The sequence below is a fragment of the Enterovibrio coralii genome, assembly GCF_001559595.1.
GTDB classification, from domain to species: Bacteria; Pseudomonadota; Gammaproteobacteria; order Enterobacterales; family Vibrionaceae; genus Enterovibrio; species Enterovibrio coralii.
This window is the reverse complement of record NZ_LNTY01000060.1, coordinates 99,373-114,223: the sequence shown is the minus strand read 5'-3', so window position 1 is coordinate 114,223 and position 14,851 is coordinate 99,373. Positions and strand designations below refer to the sequence as shown.

Below are 14,851 nucleotides of genomic sequence, written 5' to 3'. Positions count from 1 at the left end.
TCAGTAGCGTAAAATCCTGTGTTTATCCTTTTTCCTGATCCCAAACAACGGACACAAAAAAGCCGACCCTTGGGTCGGCTTTTCCTCACGTAGAATTACTTCTTACGCGTTTTTACCATGTCCATCAGACGCTTACGTTGACGCGCTTGAGAAATAGTAAGGTTCTCTTTCTTACCTTCAAACGGGTTCTCGCTGTTCTGGAACTGAATACGGATAGGCGTACCCATGATTTGCAGCGATTTACGGTAATAGTTCATCAGGTAACGCTTGTACGAATCAGGCAGTTCTCTCACCATGTTTCCGTGGATCACGAAAATCGGTGGGTTGTAACCACCCGCGTGCGCATATTTCAGCTTCACACGACGACCACGGATCATTGGCGGCTGGTGATCATCCTGCGCCATGTTCATGATGCGAGTCAGCATTGACGTGCTGATACGCTTGGTTGCTGATTCGTAAGCTTCCTGAATGGACTCGAACAGGTGGCCTACGCCAGTACCGTGCAGCGCAGAGATAAAGTGAATACGAGCGAAGTCTACGAAGCCCAGACGGCGATCAAGTTCTGATTTCACGCGCTCTTTCACGTCTGTATCCAAACCGTCCCACTTGTTCACCGCGATAACGATAGAACGACCCGCGTTCAACGCGAAGCCCAGCAGGCTCAGGTCCTGATCTGAAATGTTTTCACGTGCATCGATAACCAACAACACAACGTTTGAATCTTCGATCGCTTTCAACGTTTGGATAACAGAGAACTTCTCTACCTTCTCGTTAACACGCTTACGACGACGTACACCTGCTGTATCGATAATCACATATTCGCGACCGTCACGTTCCATTGGAATGTAGATAGAGTCACGCGTTGTACCTGGCATGTCGTAAACAACAACACGGTCTTCGCCCAGAATACGGTTCGTCAGCGTAGATTTACCCACGTTTGGACGACCGATAATACCGAACTTGATTGGCAGGTTGCGCAGACGCTCCAATGCAGATTCTGCATCTTCTTCGGTCAGATCTTTGTCTTCACCGTCTTCGTCTTGCTCGCCCGTCAGATCAATTAGACCTTCACGCTCTTCATCTGCTTCTTGCTCAGACAGCTCTTCCGCGAAAGGTTTAAGAGCACGGTCAATCAGAGACAGCACGCCACGGCCATGTGCGGCAGCGATTTGGTACATGTCTTCCATACCCAGCTGCCAAAATTCCGCACTTGCTGCATCTGCATCAATACCGTCAACCTTGTTCACAACAAGGAAGGTTTTCTTTTCACGAGTACGCAGGTGTTGTGCAATGGCTTCGTCTGCCACAGTCAGACCCGCACGGCCATCAACCATGAACAGTACAACATCAGCTTCTTCAATCGCAGCCAGTGACTGCTCAGCCATTTTGGTCTCAACGCCTTCTTCGGTACCATCGATACCGCCGGTGTCTACCACGATAAACTCGTGCTCACCCAGCATTGCTTTTCCGTATTTACGATCCCTGGTCAAACCCGGAAAATCGGCAACGAGCGCATCGCGCGTCCTTGTCAGCCGGTTAAAGAGTGTCGATTTCCCCACATTCGGACGCCCGACAAGGGCTACTACAGGAATCATACTGACCTCTTAAAATCTCTTGTTTATTAATAACAGCGGCTCCTGATCCGTGAAGACCAGGAGCCGAACAATATATAAACGCTTGATATTATAGCGTTTGTTTCTTAGCGATAGTTCCGTCACGCGCGATGACAACATATCCGTCATCGACTTTTACTGGCGCAACAGCGATACCGCTATCATCAATTTGTTGTTGGGCAACGAATTCGCCTGACGTTGGATCTAACCAGTGCAGGTAACCTTCGGCGTCACCGACTACCACGTAGCCCGATATCGCAACAGGTGCCGTCAACTGGCGATACTCAAGATCGCGATTTTGCCACAATTCCGTGCCGCTGCGCGCATCAACTGCCACAACATGATCTTTGTCCGTCACCAGGAACAAGTAGCTACCAGCCACCAGAAAATCGGTTGATGAGCTGTAGGTACGTTTCCACGCTGGACGACCAGAACGAAGGTCGATGGCAACAAGCTGGCCATTATAACCAACCGCGTACAACAGAGAACCGGAAATTACCGGTGAAGCATCAACATCCACCAGACGATCAATTTCTGTTGCGCCTTTCGGGCTTGCAATCGGCTGTTGCCAGATGATGTTACCGTTCTCAAGGAATGCAGCACCCAATCGGCCGTTTGCCATTCCCCAGAACACGCCACCTGAAATCGAGACAGGTGAGCTGTCACCACGCAGCGTCAGGTTTGGCACATCACTGGCATTTTTCCAGCGTTGTTCACCTGTCTCTGCGTCATACGCAGACAACTCGCCACGACCTGTGTTCACAACCACCAAGCCCTCGTCAGCCAGAGGCTTTGCGAGCACTTCGCCGTTTACGTCCGTTTTCCACTCGGTTTCGCCAGTCTCTTCATTCAAAGCGATCAGCTCACCGGTTTCGGTACCTATGTATAACTTGCCGTAAGATGCCGTGATGCCACCAGACAGTAGAACCGGCTTGTCATCTTCGAGATCGACTTCCCAAAGCGTTTTGCCTGTTTCTACATCCAGCGCCTTCACCACACCGTTTCTATCGGCAGCAAAGACCTTGTCGTAAGCATAAACCGGTGTCAGTTTGCTGAAGTATCCATCAACACCATCACCGACTTGAGCACTCCAAACATTGGTTGGTGTAAACTCACTTACGACCTGAGGTACAGGAGCCATCTGGATGGAATCTTCCTCACCCGCACAACCGATCAGCAATGATCCCAGCACGGCTACTGCACCAATACGTTTCCATCCCTTGCGCATTTAACTCTCTCGACCTTATTGAGACAGATTGTCTAGTTTCATCTGAACAACAGGGTTTGTTGCCGCTGCCAACGATGCGGCATACGCTGAACGCGCTTCTGCTACATCGTTTTTGCTCAGAAGAATGTCACCACGAAGTTCTTCAACCTGTGCTTTCCAGCTTTCGTCTGCAACGGTATCCAGCTCTTTCAGCGCAGCATCATAGTTGCCTTGCTCAGCTTCGATACGCGCAATGCGAACGGTCGCGATAGATTTCAGTGTGGTGTCTTTTGAACCTTGAACAGCGCGCAGCTGCTCCAGTGCTTTAGACAACTCACCCGCATCAACGAAAGACTTCGCCAATTGCAGTTCAAGTAACGTTGCATAGGAGCTGTCGTTTGATTTGATAAACGACAGAGCCTTTTCTTCCGCCTGCGCATCACCGGCAGCCAGTGCAGTCACCACTTGGTGTATGCTTCTGATGCCTGTTCACGGCTGGTTTCCTGCTCAGCCTGGTAGTAGCGCCATCCGTAAAGACCGCCCAAACCAATTACTGCGCCGAGGACAACGGCTTTACCGTTGTCCCGCCACCACTTCTTAATCGCTTCGACTTGTTGTTCTTCTGTGGTGTAGACGTCCACGTTTCGTCCTCTCTTAAACTAATTGAGCCAATTTTTCGGCTGCATCATCCTGAGAAATGGTCAGCTGTTCGCCACCCTTAAGATCTTTGTAGGTCACTTGGCCGTTAGCGACTTCGTCTTCGCCCAACACCAGTGCTACTGCCGCGCCAACTTTGTCAGCACGTTTAAATTGTTTCTTGAAGTTACCGCCACCGAAGTGCGTCATCACACGCAGACCCGGTACTTGCTCACGCAGACGCTCTGCCAGTGCCATACCAGCAACCAGCGTGCCTTCGCCCATGGTCACCATGTAAACATCAACCACTGGACGGGTTGCGTTCAGCTCAAGGGTTTCCATCAGCAGAACCAGACGCTCTAGACCCATTGCGAAACCCACAGCAGGTGTTGCTTTACCGCCCAGTTGCTCAACCAGACCGTCGTAGCGACCACCACCACAAACTGTGCCTTGTGAACCCAAGCTTTCAGTGACCCACTCGAACACGGTACGGTTGTAGTAATCCAGACCGCGAACCAGTTTTTCGTTCAACCAGTATTGGATACCTGCTGCGTCCAACAGTTCACAAAGACCTGCAAAATGTTGTTTTGACTCTTCATCTAGGTACTCAGACAGCTTAGGCGCATCCACCAGCACTGCTTGGATTTCTGGCACTTTGGTGTCCAGAACGCGCAGTGGGTTAGTGTGCATACGGCGTTTGCAATCTTCGTCCAACACGTCTTCGTGCTGCTGAAGGAAGGCAACCAGTGCTTGGCGATAGTTTGCACGTGCTTCCAAAGAACCGATTGAGTTCAGCTCCAGACGTACGTGCTCGTTGATGCCCAGCTGCTTCCATAGACGCGCGGTCATCATGATCAATTCTGCGTCAACGTCTGGACCATCTAGGCCAAACACTTCCACACCACATTGGTGGAATTGACGGTAGCGACCTTTCTGAGGACGCTCGTGGCGGAACATTGGGCCCATGTACCACAGACGCTGTTCTTGGTTGTACAGCAGACCGTTTTCGATACCTGCGCGCACACAACCCGCAGTACCTTCAGGACGCAGACTCAGGCTGTCACCATTGCGATCTTCAAAGGTGTACATCTCTTTTTCTACCACGTCGGTCACTTCACCGATTGCGCGACAGAATAGATTTGTCATCTCAACGATTGGCATACGCACTTCGCTGTAGCCATACGCACTGATTACGTCTTTAACGGTACCTTCCACTTTTTGCCATAGTGGAGATTGTGTTGGGAGGCAGTCGTTCATGCCTCGAATTGCTTGAATAGTTTTCGCCACGTTAACTCTCGTAACCGATCTGTTTGTTCTTTCTGTAAGTAAGCGGCTTACGCTTACTCTTGAGTATTGACGTCAATGCGGTTGTTTTCGTCCAGCATTGCCGCTTTTGCCCGGATCTTCGCTTCCAGCTGATCGATCAGGTTGTCGTTGTCAAAACGTTCTTTTTGGCGTTTGCCATCGTCGTAGTAAGCACTGCGCTTGTTACCGCCGGCGACACCGATGTGAGACACTTCCGCTTCGCCCGGACCATTGACCACACAGCCAATGATTGAAACGTCCATCGGCAGTACCACGTCTTCCAGACGCTGCTCCAGAGCGTTAACGGTGCCAATCACATCAAACTCCTGACGGGAGCAGGTTGGACAGGCAATAAAGTTCACACCACGAGAGCGAATGCGCAGGGACTTAAGAATATCAAAGCCTACTTTGATTTCTTCTACTGGGTCTGCTGCCAGAGAAATTCGCAGGGTATCACCGATACCTTCGCTCAGCAGCATACCAAGACCCACTGCGGATTTCACTGCACCCGCACGTGCGCCGCCTGCTCGGTAATGCCCAAGTGCAGAGGTTGGTCAATACGCTTCGCCAGTTGACGATACGATTCCACTGCCAAGAACACATCTGACGCTTTCACGCTCACTTTGAACTGGTCAAAGTTCAGACGGTCCAGAATGTCCACATGGCGCATCGCCGATTCCACCAGCGCAGCTGGGGTTGGCTCGCCAAATTTTTCTTGAATGTCGCGCTCCAAAGAACCGCCATTAACACCAATACGAATGGGAATATTTTTGTCACGCGCAGCGTCCACAACTGAGCGGATGCGCTGCTCGTTACCAATGTTGCCTGGGTTAATACGCAGACAGTCGACACCGTATTCCGCCACTTTCAGTGCGATACGGTAGTCAAAATGGATATCAGCCACCAATGGGATATTGGTTTGCTGTTTGATCAACTTGAACGCTTCCGCCGCGTCCATGGTTGGGACAGAAACACGTACGATATCTGCTCCCACCTTCTCCAACGCTCGGATTTGTGCAACGGTTGCTTCAACATCGTGGTGCGAGTGTTGGTCATCGATTGCACGGCGATGGGTGCACCGTCACCGATAGGCACGTTGCCCACATAGATACGCGTTGAGGGACGACGAATAATAGGAGATTCGGTATGCATTAGGTGTACTCTGACTTACTTCGGAAGGCTCAAACGTGCTACCCGTCCTGATGGGTAACCACTCAAATCAACTTTTTCGCCGTTATAGACGAGTTCAACTGCTGAAGGCGCGCCCAAAACAAGTTTGAAAGGTGCTTCGCCAGTCAGCTCAACAGATTGACCCGCTGATTTTATCCCTGTAAGCAGACGTTTACCACTCGCATCGCGCACATCTACCCAACAATCGCCATCAAACGTCAGCACCAGGGCTGGACTATCTGCTGGTGCTTCAACAGGTGCCGCAGGCCCTTCTACCACAACGTCTTCTGGTACAGGCACTTCAGCAACAACCACTTCTGGCTCTGGCTCTGGCGTGATGTCTGGTGCTGTCGTTGCAATCTGCACCGTCTCGGTGGTGGGTTCTACTTCCGGTTCGACAGGTGTCACTTGAGGCTCAATTACCTCAGTCTCAACAACAGTGTTCGCAGGCTCTGCTTCTGCCGCTTCCGTCACCAGCAAATTGCTGCTGTCCGGTAGCGTCAGTAAGTCTTCGTTTTCTTGGTTTTGCCACCACCAAAATGTCGTGATACTCACGACAACGGCCAGAATGATCCACGTCAGCCCCATTACACGGCTGTCATGCTTTTCACGGCTCGTTTTACCGGAGAAGCTTTGCATCTTCTGTGCGCTTTCTTCTACTTCAGGAGAGGCTTTAAAACCGCCAAGTAGAGCATCGGCATCAATACCGACCAATTTGGCGTAAGAGCGGATATAACCGCGGGTGAAGGTCGCAATCTGCTGCCCGTCGCAACAGTTTTCTTCAAGATCTTGAATGACAGAAACACGAAGCCTAAGTCTATCTGCAACATCTTGTTCAGACAGTCCCATCTTTTCTCTGGCTTGTTTCAATACAATCCCAGGGTGGGATGTCTCAACACCGTCAAGCTGTTCTTCGTTTAGTTCAGTATTCATTCGCTAAGTACTGTCTGTATTCGTTAGATTCAGGAAATTTTTTCTCTAGTATACTTGCGTATCGTACAGCTTCTGTAGGCTGTTGTGCCAATGTTTCTAATTTGACCATCGCGAGCAAGCTACTGGGTTGATACCCGAATCGCTTGTGAAACTGGAACAATCGCAGTTTCGCCTGCGTCAATTCGCCTTCATCTATTTCCAGTTGCGCGAGGCGCAATGAAGACACTGGGCGATTAGGCTCATGGTCAATGGCTTTTTGAAACAATTGTTTTGCAGCTAGATCATCGTCAGCTTTCAATGCGCATAACGCTGCATTTTCGTAGCTGTCCGCCAACTTATAATAGTTCGGCTGCTCAATGGCATTCTCAAAAGCCTCTTGGGCTTCTTCGAATCGGCTCTGCTTGCAGAGAAAGACGCCATAGTTATTATGCGCGTCCCCATTTTTCGGGGAGTAACGCAAGGCGGCTTTGTACTGCGCCTCGGCTTGTTCAAACTCCCCTACCTCTTGAAGGTAGTGAGCGAAGGTAATCAACGCGCGATCGTATCGTGGAGCGAACTCAACGGCCATCTCCAAATTTTCTCTCGCGCGAAGCCAGTTGCCATCTTTTAGGTATGCAAGTCCAAGTGATATACGCGATTCGGCTGCTTGAATATTATCAAAACTCGCCTGCGTTTTCTCATCTGTTACTGTGACGCAACCTGCTAATAATCCCATCAATAACAGACTTATCAGCGTCCTTGCCATATCCCATTCCTTTCAGCCTATAAGGTCAGACTGATTTTACAGGGATTTGTTCCTGAGTATCCTGTCTGCCTTGCGTTCGTTTTGTTCGGTCAATCACATCTCCAACAAGCTGTCCGCATGCTGCGTCGATGTCATCGCCACGCGTCTTACGAATAATCACCGTGTAATCGTATTGCATCAGCGTTTTTTGGAAACGGTCGATACGCGAGTTACTTGGCTTCTTATATGGTGAACCAGGATATGGGTTAAAAGGAATAAGGTTTATCTTCGCAGGCGTGTCTTTTAACAGCTCTGCGAGTTGACGCGCATGCTCCATATCATCGTTGACGTGATCCAGCAGGATGTACTCAACGGTAACACGGCCACGGTTCGCGTTTGATGACGCAATGTAACGACGCACTGAGTCCAGGAAGGTCTCAATGTCGTAGCGATCATTGATAGGCATGATCTGGCTACGCAGCTCATCGTTTGGTGCGTGCAGCGAGATTGCTAGTGCAACGTCGATCTTACCTGCCATCTGATCCAGACCCGATACAACACCGGATGTAGACACAGTCACACGGCGCTTAGACAGACCGTACGCCAGATCATCCAGCATCAGGTTCAGTGCTGGGATCAGGTTTTTCATGTTAAGCAGCGGCTCACCCATCCCCATCATTACCACGTTGGTAATTGGGCGACGACCGGTTTCTTTTTCAATGCCAATTTCTTTCGCCGCGCGCCAAACCTGACCGATGATTTCAGACACTTTCAGGTTACGGTTAAAGCCTTGCTGCGCAGTCGAACAGAATTTACATTCCAGTGCACAACCCACTTGTGAAGATACACACAGTGTCGCGCGGTCTTCTTCAGGGATGTATACGGTTTCAACGTCTTGGTTGCCAACGCGCATTGCCCATTTAATCGTGCCGTCTTTTGAATACTGAGCAGCACTGACTTCCGGCGCGCGGATTTCACATTTCGCTTTCAGTTTTTCACGAAGCTGTTTGTTGATGTTGTTCATCTGATCGAAATCATCAACACCAAAATGGTACATCCACTTCATGATTTGATCCGCTCGGAACGCTTTCTCGCCAAGTTCTTCGGCGAAAAACGCGCGCAGCGATTGTCGATCGAAATCCAGCAGATTGATTTTTTCTGTTGTCATCAGATTGCCTCGTGAACAATAAATCAGTAATAGCACCTATCACACGCTATGCGGTGATGGTTTTAGGCCGTTGCCTTAAATCAAGGCGCGAAATTGTACAGCCTTTGTATTCGGGATTCCACCTGTTACCTACGGGGTTTTATAGCCCGTCAACGCCTAAAAAACAAAAAGGAGAGCCCTTGCTCTCCTTTTTTACTCATTAAATGAACAGATTACTCACTGCGAGGACAGATTTCGCTGTCGGCGAAAAAGTAAGCAATTTCTCGCTCAGCAGAGATTGGGCTATCTGAGCCATGCACCGAGTTAAAACGCATGCTCACTGCGTAATCTGCGCGAATGGTGCCACACGCCGCTTCTTCTGGGTTGGTTTTACCCATCAACTCACGGTAACGGCCAATCGCATCTTCACCCTCAAGCACTTGCACCATCACCGGACCTGACGTCATGAATGCCACCAGATCGTCAAAGAACGGCTTACCTTCGTGCTCAGCATAAAAACCTTGTGCCTTTTCTTTATCCAGATGCAGCATTTTTGCCGCGACAATACGTAGGCCAGCTTGCTCAATACGATGGTAAATCTCACCAATCAAGTTACGTTTAACGGCGTCGGGCTTCACAATTGAAAAGGTGCGCTCAATAGTCATGTCGTATTCCTTTTATTTTCCTTGTAACAGGTCTCGTGCCTGTTATCGGTTTGTTATCTCACCACAAGCCTAACAGACACGAAACGCTGACCCCACACTGATATTGCGAAAGCGTTAACCGTGTTGTTAATTCGCTTACATTTTGTGAGTTTAACGTGCTGATTCGTCCATCAGGACACGAGCCAGCGTCTTCACGCCCATACCGGTTGCGCCGACTGCCCACTTATCGCTTGGCGTTTTACGGTAAGTGCCAGAGCAATCCAGATGCACCCAACCGTTTTGGTAGTCATCGACAAAGTATGACAAGAATGCAGCGGCGGTGCTTGCACCCGGTGAGTATTGACCAGAACCAACGTTGGCTAGGTCTGCGAAGTTCGAAGGCAACATCTGGCGATGGAATTCAGCCAGCGGCAACTGCCACATACCTTCATTTTCTGCGTTCGCCGCCGTCAGGCAGCGCTCAGCCAGTGCTTGGTCAAAGCTAAACAGCGCGTGGTAGTCGTTACCCAATGCCATTTTCGCTGCACCTGTCAGTGTCGCACAGTCGATCGTCAGCGCAGGTTTAAAGTCGTTGGCAAACAGCAAGCCATCAGCCAGTACCAGACGACCCTCGGCGTCTGAGTTCAAGACTTCAACCGTCACGCCATTTTTGTACGTGATAATGTCGCCAAGCTTGTAAGCATTGCTGGAAATCATGTTCTCAGCACAGCAAAGGATAAGCTTCACACGCTTGTTTAGACCTTGCGCGATTGCCAGACCCAAACCACCAGTTGCCATCGCAGCACCGCCCATGTCGGCCTTCATAGAGTCCATGAAGTTCGATTGCTTGATGCTGTAACCACCTGAATCGAAAGTGATACCTTTACCGATAATACAGGCGAACACCTCGGCGTTTTCATCACCCGTTGGGTTGTAGTCGAGTTGCAGCATGGCAGGTTTGCGTGCAGAACCTCGGCCGACGGTGTGAACACCTACCCAGCCTTGCTCTAGCAGATCGGCACCCGACACAATCTTGTAGGAGACGTGCTCAGGGTTTGGTGCTTGTGATTTGATGAACTCACCTGCACGAACAGCCAGCTGTTGCGGGCCGACTTCTTCGGCGGTTTCATTGATGATTTCGCAAACCCAGTCGATTGCGACAATGCGGTCTTTCAGTTGTTTTTGCGCTTTGTCGTCAAGCTCTGGGGCTTCAAAGCTGAACACAGGCTTAGGACCACGCATGCCTTGGTAGAACGCCCATGCCGTTTCCAAGTCCCAGTTTTTTCCATCGAGTTTAACTTTGCGTACGCCTTGCATATCCAAACGGCGGGCAGCTTGCTGTACTGGTGTGAACTTATCTTCACCAGTGGCATGAACGGTTGCACCTTGTTGACCAAATGAAACGACGGCATTGCTGCCCCAAACATCGGCAGCGGCTTCGTGTGATAGCGCAACGAGCATTTTGTCTGTCATGCTGAACTCCTTTTTCAACACACCCTGCGATACCCGCAGAGCGTCAAATTCTTTCGGCTGATTTTTTATTTCTGCGCGAGCAATACGTTATGCGGTAACACACCGTCAGCTTGTCGCAGTTTATCGTGTAATTATGACGTTTCAGAGGCGGTATTGTATTGATTTTTAGACGATACAACTCACGGTTTGCTAATTAACCTCTAAAACAAAGCGGGCCTATAGCCCGCTTGGTTGTTTCCAATTTGCCTGCTTTACTAGGGTAAAACAAGTGATTTAGTCCATTTCGTCCATCCAGCAAAGGATGATCGCCTCAAGGATTTTTTCATTGGAATGATTAGGGTCGTCAGAGAATTCTTCCAGCTCCATCACCCAACGGTGCAAGTCAGTAAAACGCACCGTTTTCGGGTCGATGTCCGGGAATTTATCTACCAGCTCAATTGCGATATCGCGTGAGTCAATCCATTTCAGGCTCATTGCTCTTACTCCCTATCTTAACGCTTAGTGGTTTTCTGCTGCGAGGTTCAGCGTGTAACGCGGAATTTCAACAACCAGATCTTCATCTGCACTTTTGCCTGACAGCCCAAACGAGATTCAGGCTCCAGACCCCATGCTTTATCCAGCATGTCGTCTTCTAGCTCATCGCTTTCTTCCAACGAGTCAAAACCTTCACGGATGATCACGTGACACGTTGTACATGCGCATGACTTCTCACACGCGTGCTCGATAGCAATGCCGTTGCGCAGTGCAACGTCCAGTACTGTATCGCCGGTTTCCGCTTCCAATACCGCGCCTTCAGGACACAAATCTTGGTGTGGCAGAACAACAATCTTTGGCATGTTTAAACCTCGTCAATTGAATGGCCAGCCAGTGCTTCGCGAATGGACTTGTCCATACGGCGAGAAGCAAATTCCTGACTCGCTTTATCTGTATCTTTGATGCCTTGCTCAATCGCACCGGCATCATCGCCATTGCGCAGTGCAATCAGTGCTTCGATTGCTTGCACAAGGGCTTTTTGTTCTTCGTCTGACAGCAGTGCTTCGCCGTCTGCTTGCATCGCGACCAGCAAACCTTCAATCACGCGGTCTGCTTCTACACGTTGTTCAGCAAGGTAGCGGGCGTCTTTGTCTTCTTGTGCATGGGTGAACGACGACTTGATCATGTCGGCGATTTCCATGTCACTCAAACCGTAAGACGGTTTCACCTGAATCGATGCCTGCACTTCGGTGCTCTTTTCCATCGCAGTGACAGACAGAAGGCCGTCTGCATCCACTTGGTAAGTCACGCAATGTGCGCCGCACCTGCCGCCATTGGTGGAATGCCTTTCAAGGTGAAATCAGCCAGTGAACGGCAGTCATCCACCATTTCGCGCTCGCCTTGAACCACGTGTACTTTCATGCCCGTTTGGCCGTCTTTGAACGTGGTGAACTCTTGTGCGCGAGCGACAGGGATAGTGGTGTTGCGTGGAATGATTTTTTCCACCAGACCACCCATGGTCTCGATGCCCAGCGACAGCGGGATAACGTCCAGCAGCAGCATTTCGCCATCTGGTTTGTTACCCACCAGAATGTCAGCTTGCGTTGCTGCACCAATCGCAACCACTTTGTCTGGGTCGATGCTGGTTAGTGGCGTGCGACCAAAGAATTCGCCAACCTTTTCGCGAACCAGCGGCACGCGGGTTGAACCGCCAACCATCACAACTTCGAGAACCTCTTCTGACTCAACGCCTGCATCTTTCAGTGCACGGCGACAAGACAACAATGTTTTCTTCACCAGCGCGCCAATCAGATCGTCAAACACGTCACGTGTCAGAGAGCCAGTCCAACCCAGCACGTCGATATCCGTGCTGTCTGCGGCACTCAATGCCACTTTCGCCGCCGTAGATGCGTTTAGCAGGCGACGACGATCATCTCCAGACAGAGTATCAAAACCGGCTTGCTCAGAAATCCAATCCGCAACCAGATGGTCGAAATCATCGCCGCCCAGTGCAGAATCACCACCTGTCGCCAGCACTTCGAATACGCCTTTAGACAGACGCAAAATAGAAATGTCGAAGGTACCGCCACCCAGATCGTAAACCGCGATAACGCCTTCTTGACCCGAGTCCAGACCGTAAGCAATCGCTGCTGCTGTTGGTTCGTTCAGAAGACGAAGGACATTCATGCCCGCCAATTTGGCGGCATCTTTGGTGCCTGCACGTTGCGCGTCATCAAAGTAAGCAGGCACAGTGATAACCACACCTTCAAGATCGCCACCCAGTGACTCAATAGCACGCGTATTCACCGCGCGCAGAATGTCAGCAGACACCTGAATCGGGTTTTTCTTGCCATCACGGGTATTGATGAGAGGTAGGCCATTTTCTGACGAAGACAGCGCATAAGGCAGGTGTGGATAGCGCGATTGGACGTCCGCCAGAGAGCGGCCCATCATGCGTTTCACTGAAACGATGGTGTTGGCACTGTCCGTTTCAGACAATGCTTGCGCGTCGTAACCGACTTTGACTTCACCTTCGCCGTAATGAACAACAGAAGGGATCAGCGCGCGGCCATCAAGATCGTTTAGCGTTGTCGCGGTACCGCTGCGAACGGACGCGACCAAAGTGTTGGTAGTACCTAGGTCAATACCCACTGCACGCTTGTGCTCATGCGGCGCAGCACTTTGACCAGGTTCTGCAATTTGTAACAGTGCCATGTTGGTTCCTGTAGCCTGATCAGCCGCCGCGAGGAAAATTAACCGAGCAGCCGATCTTCGATTCGTTCGATTTCTTGTTTGAGTTTGACCAAGAACTTGAGCTTGCGCACCGTTGCCGCTGCGTCAGACCACTGGGCAGTATCGAGTTGATTTTTCAGCTCAGCCAACAGTGATTTGTGAATGTTCGACACTTGCTGTTCAAAGTCAAACAACTTCTCTTCCGGCTCATTGCTGTCTGCAATCTCTTCCAGCTCTTCACGCAGTTCCATTTGTTGCATCAGGAATGCAGGATCTTGCATGGTTTGCTGTTCGTCGCGCAGCTCGATCCCATTGAGGGACAGCATGTACTCAGCTCGGCGAACAGGATCGCTCAATGTCTGGTACGCGTCATTGATTTGCGCCGCCTTTTGAACAGCCAGCAACTTGTCTTGCTCGGAAGCCGTTGCAAATTTGTCCGGATGGAAGCGTCGTTGAAGTTCGCGGTACTGCGAAGAAAGAGAGCTACCATCCAGTTCAAACTGACATGATAGCCCGAATAGTTCGAAATGATTCATTTCATCTCACGAGTTATACGTTAAAGCTCTCGCCGCAACCACACTCGCTGCTTACGTTAGGGTTGTTGAACTTGAAGCCTTCGTTCAGACCTTCTTTTGCAAAGTCCAACTCAGTACCTTCGAGGTACAACATACTCTTCGCATCAACGATGATTTTCACACCGTCATGGTCGAAGACCTGATCTTCTTCCTGTAGTTCGTCAACGAACTCCAGTACATAGGCCATGCCCGAACAACCTGACGTGCGAACACCCAGACGCAATCCAATGCCTTTTCCACGGCTTTCTAGAAAAGAACGAACGCGTGATGCCGCCGCGTCTGTCATAGTAATGGCCATATGTACAACAACCCTTTTATTACGTATTAAGCTTCGTGTTTTTTCTTATAATCGCTAACTGCTGCTTTAATTGCGTCTTCCGCAAGGATTGAGCAGTGTACTTTTACTGGTGGCAGTTCCAGCTCTTCTGCGATTTCAGCATTTTTGATGGATGCTGCTTCGTCCAGAGATTTGCCTTTCACCCACTCAGTTACCAGTGAGCTTGATGCGATTGCAGAGCCACAACCGTAAGTTTTGAACTTCGCGTCTTCGATGATGCCCTGCTCATTCACTTTGATTTGCAGCTTCATCACGTCACCACATGCTGGTGCGCCTACCATGCCACTACCTACGTTTGGATCATCCTTGTCGAATGAGCCTACGTTACGTGGGTTTTCATAGTGGTCGATTACTTTTTCACTGTAAGCCATGATTAATTCC

The 14,851-nt window shown here is 50.1% G+C and carries 12 protein-coding genes and 4 pseudogenes; all 16 read right to left on the bottom strand.

Annotation, left to right across the window (positions count from 1 at the left end; all coding sequences use genetic code 11):
* Positions 1 to 95: 95 nt before the first annotated feature.
* The 16 genes and pseudogenes from der to iscU all read right to left on the bottom strand — a co-directional run bounded on the left by der (position 96) and on the right by iscU (position 14,841).
* Complete coding sequence (gene der / locus ATN88_RS24150) at positions 96 to 1,595, bottom strand: ribosome biogenesis GTPase Der (protein WP_067420028.1); 1,500 nt, start codon at positions 1,593 to 1,595, stop codon at positions 96 to 98.
* Between the two features lie 88 nt (positions 1,596 to 1,683).
* Positions 1,684 to 2,841 carry an outer membrane protein assembly factor BamB gene (bamB, locus tag ATN88_RS24145; protein ID WP_067420027.1) on the bottom strand — a complete coding sequence of 386 codons (1,158 nt, stop codon included), beginning with the start codon at positions 2,839 to 2,841 and terminating at the stop codon, positions 1,684 to 1,686.
* 15 nt (positions 2,842 to 2,856) lie between these two features.
* A pseudogene (locus ATN88_RS24140) lies at positions 2,857 to 3,461 on the bottom strand (YfgM family protein).
* 13 nt (positions 3,462 to 3,474) lie between these two features.
* Entirely contained in the window at positions 3,475 to 4,743 is a 1,269-nt protein-coding gene (gene hisS / locus ATN88_RS24135; RefSeq protein WP_067420026.1) for a histidine--tRNA ligase, read from the bottom strand.
* Between the two features lie 53 nt (positions 4,744 to 4,796).
* Positions 4,797 to 5,913: pseudogene (gene ispG / locus ATN88_RS24130) on the bottom strand (flavodoxin-dependent (E)-4-hydroxy-3-methylbut-2-enyl-diphosphate synthase).
* 15 nt (positions 5,914 to 5,928) lie between these two features.
* On the bottom strand, positions 5,929 to 6,864 hold the full coding sequence (rodZ, locus tag ATN88_RS24125; RefSeq protein WP_067420025.1) for a cytoskeleton protein RodZ: 936 nt from the start codon (positions 6,862 to 6,864) through the stop codon (positions 5,929 to 5,931).
* A complete protein-coding gene (gene pilW, locus ATN88_RS24120; protein WP_067420024.1) occupies positions 6,854 to 7,609 on the bottom strand; it encodes a type IV pilus biogenesis/stability protein PilW in 756 nt (251 codons plus the stop codon). The genes rodZ and pilW overlap by 11 nt, the downstream gene beginning before the upstream one ends.
* A 25-nt stretch (positions 7,610 to 7,634) precedes the next feature.
* Entirely contained in the window at positions 7,635 to 8,756 is a 1,122-nt protein-coding gene (locus ATN88_RS24115; RefSeq protein ID WP_067420023.1) for a bifunctional tRNA (adenosine(37)-C2)-methyltransferase TrmG/ribosomal RNA large subunit methyltransferase RlmN, read from the bottom strand.
* Between the two features lie 212 nt (positions 8,757 to 8,968).
* Entirely contained in the window at positions 8,969 to 9,400 is a 432-nt protein-coding gene (gene ndk / locus ATN88_RS24110; protein ID WP_067420022.1) for a nucleoside-diphosphate kinase, read from the bottom strand.
* Between the two features lie 150 nt (positions 9,401 to 9,550).
* Positions 9,551 to 10,852, bottom strand: coding sequence for an aminopeptidase PepB (gene pepB, locus ATN88_RS24105; protein WP_067420021.1), 1,302 nt, complete (start codon positions 10,850 to 10,852; stop codon positions 9,551 to 9,553).
* A 273-nt stretch (positions 10,853 to 11,125) separates the two neighbouring features.
* A complete protein-coding gene (iscX, locus tag ATN88_RS24100) occupies positions 11,126 to 11,320 on the bottom strand; it encodes a Fe-S cluster assembly protein IscX (protein WP_198158456.1) in 195 nt (64 codons plus the stop codon).
* Positions 11,321 to 11,350: 30 nt separating this feature from the next.
* Positions 11,351 to 11,688: pseudogene (fdx, locus tag ATN88_RS24095) on the bottom strand (ISC system 2Fe-2S type ferredoxin).
* 2 nt (positions 11,689 to 11,690) lie between these two features.
* Positions 11,691 to 13,540, bottom strand: a pseudogene (hscA, locus tag ATN88_RS24090) (Fe-S protein assembly chaperone HscA).
* Between the two features lie 38 nt (positions 13,541 to 13,578).
* Positions 13,579 to 14,094 carry a co-chaperone HscB gene (gene hscB, locus ATN88_RS24085; RefSeq protein ID WP_067420019.1) on the bottom strand — a complete coding sequence of 172 codons (516 nt, stop codon included), beginning with the start codon at positions 14,092 to 14,094 and terminating at the stop codon, positions 13,579 to 13,581.
* A 13-nt stretch (positions 14,095 to 14,107) separates the two neighbouring features.
* Positions 14,108 to 14,431, bottom strand: coding sequence for an iron-sulfur cluster assembly protein IscA (iscA, locus tag ATN88_RS24080; protein ID WP_067420018.1), 324 nt, complete (start codon positions 14,429 to 14,431; stop codon positions 14,108 to 14,110).
* 26 nt (positions 14,432 to 14,457) lie between these two features.
* The gene (gene iscU, locus ATN88_RS24075; RefSeq protein WP_067420017.1) at positions 14,458 to 14,841 is read right to left on the bottom strand and encodes a Fe-S cluster assembly scaffold IscU; all 384 of its coding nucleotides are present in this window, start codon (positions 14,839 to 14,841) and stop codon (positions 14,458 to 14,460) included.
* Positions 14,842 to 14,851 lie beyond the last annotated feature (10 nt).